Raw genomic sequence first — 3854 nt, 5'->3', positions numbered from 1 at the left:
GCGCCGCGCGACGCCGACGCCGTACTTCCGACCTACACCATCCTCGCGCCGCTCTACGGCGAGGCGCATATGCTGCCGCCGCTCCTGCGCGCGCTCACGCAGCTCGATTGGCCCGCGGCGAAACTTGACATCAAGCTGATCCTCGAAGCGGCGGACGCTGAAACGGTGGCCGCAGCGCGCGCACTGGCTCTGCCGGGGCATGTCGAAATCGTCATCGTGCCGGACTTGGCACCACGCACCAAACCGAAGGCACTGAATTACGCCCTGCCGCTCGCCCGCGGAGAATATCTCGTGATCTATGACGCGGAGGACCGGCCCGAGCGCGACCAACTCCGCCGCGCCTACGCGGCATTCCGCGCCGGGCCGCCTAATCTCGCCACGGTGCAGGCGCGGCTCAATATCTACAATCCGCAAGAAAGCTTTCTGACCCGGCAATTCACGCTCGAATACTCAGCCTTGTTCGACGGTCTGTTACCCGTGCTCGACCGGCTGAAGCTGCCCATTCCTCTCGGCGGCACCTCAAATCATTTCCGTGTGGCGGCCCTCAAATGGCTGTTGGCGTGGGACCCATTCAACGTGACCGAAGACGCCGACCTCGGGACGCGTCTGGCCCGCGGCGGCTATCGCTGCGCGGTCATCAACTCCACGACCTACGAGGAAGCGCCGCCGCGGTTCAGCGGCTGGATCCGTCAGCGCACCCGTTGGCTCAAGGGATTCGTGCAGACCTGGCTCGTGCATATGCGTGAGCCCCGCGCGCTCTGGCGGGAGCTTGGGCCGCGCGGCTTCTTCGCCTTTCAGGTGATGGTCGGCGGCACCATCCTATCAGCGCTGGTGCATCCCTGGTTCTACGTGCTCGTGGCCGGCGAGATGCTCGGCGGCAATTTGCTCGCGCTGCCCGGAAGCCTCATCGGCGCACCGTTCTGGGCGGTCGCCTGGTTCGCCTTGATCACCGGCTATGCCGCCGCCATGGGACTGGCGCTGCTTGCCGCGCGCGGGCGCGGGCTCAGCCAACTTCTGTCGCACGTGCCGCTGATGCCGCTCTATTGGCTCTTGATCTCAGCAGCGGCCTATCGCGCTTTGTGGCAGTTCGTCACCGCGCCATTCAAATGGGAAAAGACCGAGCACGGCCGGCCTAACCGCCTTCGCGGTAGTTCTCCTTGACCACCTCATCCTGCTCGCGCTTCTCGGGGTAGCTCAAGCGGCGGCGCCGTTGATTCCAGACGATCATTGCGCCGAGGACGATTACGCCGATGCCGATCAGCACCCAAAGCCAGCCTGCCGGATATTCCATTTCGAGCTCCTTTCGTTGCCCCTACCGGGGAAAACGCGGAGCACGACAGGATGTTTCGCCTTGAAAGGGAATTGGAGCGGGTGAGGCGAATCGACGCCCGACACGTAGCTTGGGAAGCTACTGCTCTACCACTGAGCTACACCCGCCTTCAGCCTCAATACAACGACCCAGGACTTAAGAAAAGCAACTTGCCTTCACGCACTGGTGAAGGCGGCCGGTCTTGCGGTTAGGGCGCGAGCGATCGTTAATGGTCTAGCTGGAGGGGTTTTTATGACGGATGCCGCGTTCGCCATGGCCAACGCGAAGTTTGCCGACCCGGACCGGACAGCGGCCGGGGAGCGGCGCGCGCGCGCAGCCTCGATCGCCTTCGGACCCTGTGGATCAACACCGGCAGCCTCTGCAACATCGCCTGCCGCAATTGCTATATCGAATCGAGCCCCAGCAACGGCCGGCTCGTCTACATCACGCGCACGGAAGCCGCCGCCTATCTCGACGAGATCGCCCGCGACGGCTGGCCCGTGACCGAGATCGGCTTCACGGGCGGCGAGCCGTTCATGAACCCGGAGATACTCGGCCTGCTCGAGGACGCGCTAAGCCGCGGCCTCTCGGCGCTGGTGCTGACCAACGCCATGCAGCCGATGCTGCGCCTGAACCTCCGCGAAGGTCTGCTGGCGCTGCGCGAGGCCTATGGCGACCGTCTCACTTTGAGGGTCAGCCTAGACCACTACGCTAAGGCCTTTCACGACGAGGAGCGCGGCCCGGGCTCCTTCGACAAGACCCTCGAGGCCTCGACTGGCTCGCGGCCAACGGCTTTTCGCTGTCGCTCGCAGGACGCACTTGCTGGGGAGAAGCCGAGGCCGATGCGCGGGCCGGCTACGCCGTGCTTATCAGGTGGCGTGGTTGGCCGGTCAGCGCGCACGACCCGGCCTCTCTCGTATTGTTCCCCGAGATGGACGTACGGGCGGAGGTCCCCGAGATCACCGAGAGTTGCTGGGGCATTCTCGGAAAATCCCCTTCCGAGGTGATGTGCGCGTCGAGCCGCATGGTGGTGAAGCGGCAAGGAGCGGACGCGCCGGTGGTGCTGCCGTGTACGTTGCTTGCCTACGATCCCGCTTTCGAGATGGGCAGCACACTGGCCGAGGCCGGGCGCGCAAACGGCGGCATGTTCGACCATGGGGCCGTCAAACTCTGCCATCCCCATTGTGCCAAATTCTGCGTTCTTGGCGGAGGCGCCTGCTCGGCATAACCTGTCTTCGGGGGATTTCATGCCGCTGACACGCCGCGATACGCTTGGCCTAACCGCAAGCACGCTTGCCACTGCGTTGCTGCCTTCGGTTTCAAACGCCGAGGAGGTTAACAAGGACGCGAAGATAGAACTCGTCCTGTTCGATGCTTTTCCGGTGTTCGATCCACGTCCGATCTTCGAAAGCCTCGAGACGATGGCGCCGGGCCGGGGCAAGAGCCTCGGCGAGCTCTGGCGCAACCGGCAATTCGCCTACACGTGGCTGCGCACGCGGCCGGCGAGTACGAAGACTTCTGGAAGGTCACGCGGGATGGGCTGCTCTATGCGGCCGAGGCGACAGACGTGGCGCTTTCGCCGCGCCAGGTCGAGAAGATCATGAACGGCTACCTCACCCTCAAGGCTTGGCCCGACGCGGCAGCGGCGCTGGAAACTCTGAAGACGGCGGGGCTTCGGCTTGCGTTCCTTTCGAACTTCACGCCCCACATGCTGCGGGCCGCGATCGAGAGCGCGGGGCTCGAAGGCACCTTCGAGCAGGCCCTGAGCACGGACGCCGTGCGCACCTATAAGCCAGACCCCCGCGCCTATCGCCTCGCGATCGAGGCCTTGAGCATGCCCCGCGACCGCATCCTGTTCGTGCCCTTCGCCGGCTGGGACGCGGCGGGCGCAAAATGGTTCGGCTATAAGACCTTCTGGGTGAACCGGCTGGGCGCGCCGCCGGAAGTGCTCGGCGTGAAAGCGGATGGCGTGGGCAGCAATCTGGACGACCTCGTCGCCTATCTAGGGCTGCGCGCTTGAGGTGTCGTCCTCCGAGCTATCGTCTGACGAGGCGTCGCCTTCTTCCTTGATTTCGAAGGGCAGCTCGAAGGTGGCCGACTTGTCGCCGAGCTTGTCGGTAAATTTCAGCTCCGCCGCATATTTCCCGGCCGGGGCCTCGGTGAAATCGATGGTGAGCGCGGTCATCACCTCCATGTTCTCGTCACGGCTGTCGAAGGTGAAGGTTCCGAACCCCTCCTGCGCGCCGAGCACCGTGCCCTCGTCGTCCTTGAGGACGAGATCGGCGACAAGCTGCGCGTGGTTCAAGCCGTCTTTCTCCTGCCAGGTGAAACCCACCGGCTCGACATAGATGAACAGCTTCTCGCCGGGCGCGAAGGCGCCCTCGGGGCGCGGGTCGTAGATGCCGAAGCCCTCGGGCGCCTTGGTGACGAAAATGGCCTTGCGAAAGAGAAGCGGCCCGGACGCCCAGACCTGCAGGGCGCCCTTGCGCATCGTGTCGTAGCTTCGAGGTTCTTGCCGTCCTTGGCTTCGCTTTCCGCTGCTTTG

Annotated in this window: 6 protein-coding genes and 1 tRNA gene; 4 read left to right on the top strand and 3 right to left on the bottom strand. The window is 64.5% G+C overall.

The genetic code is table 11. The features are described 5' to 3' along the window. On the top strand, nt 1-1161 hold a 1161-nt coding region (locus AUC71_RS13390; RefSeq protein ID WP_141701703.1), incomplete at its 5' end, for a glycosyltransferase family 2 protein. Here AUC71_RS13390 and AUC71_RS19725 read toward each other — a convergent pair. Then, complete coding sequence (locus AUC71_RS19725) at nt 1133-1291, bottom strand: hypothetical protein (RefSeq protein WP_158007855.1); 159 nt, start codon at nt 1289-1291, stop codon at nt 1133-1135. The two genes, AUC71_RS13390 and AUC71_RS19725, sit on opposite strands and share 29 nt — an antisense overlap. A 72-nt stretch (nt 1292-1363) precedes the next feature. Then, a tRNA-Gly gene (locus AUC71_RS13385) sits at nt 1364-1437 on the bottom strand. Nucleotides 1438-1665: 228 nt separating this feature from the next. Here AUC71_RS13385 and AUC71_RS21445 point away from each other — a divergent pair. The 3 genes from AUC71_RS21445 (at nt 1666) to AUC71_RS13375 (ending at nt 3329) form a co-directional block, all read left to right on the top strand. Continuing rightward, nucleotides 1666-2316, top strand: coding sequence for a radical SAM protein (locus AUC71_RS21445; protein WP_342021865.1), 651 nt, complete (start codon nt 1666-1668; stop codon nt 2314-2316). Continuing rightward, nucleotides 2241-2537, top strand: a complete 297-nt coding sequence (locus AUC71_RS21440) for a hypothetical protein (RefSeq protein WP_244500963.1) — start codon at nt 2241-2243, stop codon at nt 2535-2537. The genes AUC71_RS21445 and AUC71_RS21440 overlap by 76 nt, the downstream gene beginning before the upstream one ends. A 255-nt stretch (nt 2538-2792) precedes the next feature. After that, complete coding sequence (locus AUC71_RS13375) at nt 2793-3329, top strand: haloacid dehalogenase type II (RefSeq protein WP_244500962.1); 537 nt, start codon at nt 2793-2795, stop codon at nt 3327-3329. Here the strand turns inward: AUC71_RS13375 and AUC71_RS13370 are convergent. Beyond that, the coding region (locus AUC71_RS13370; RefSeq protein WP_069624650.1) for a hypothetical protein at nt 3312-3854 on the bottom strand (543 nt) is incomplete at its 5' end. The genes AUC71_RS13375 and AUC71_RS13370 overlap by 18 nt on opposite strands.

This window comes from Methyloceanibacter marginalis, assembly GCF_001723295.1.
In the GTDB taxonomy this organism is placed as follows: Bacteria; Pseudomonadota; Alphaproteobacteria; order Rhizobiales; family Methyloligellaceae; genus Methyloceanibacter; species Methyloceanibacter marginalis.
This window is presented reverse-complemented; position numbering and strand designations above follow the sequence as displayed.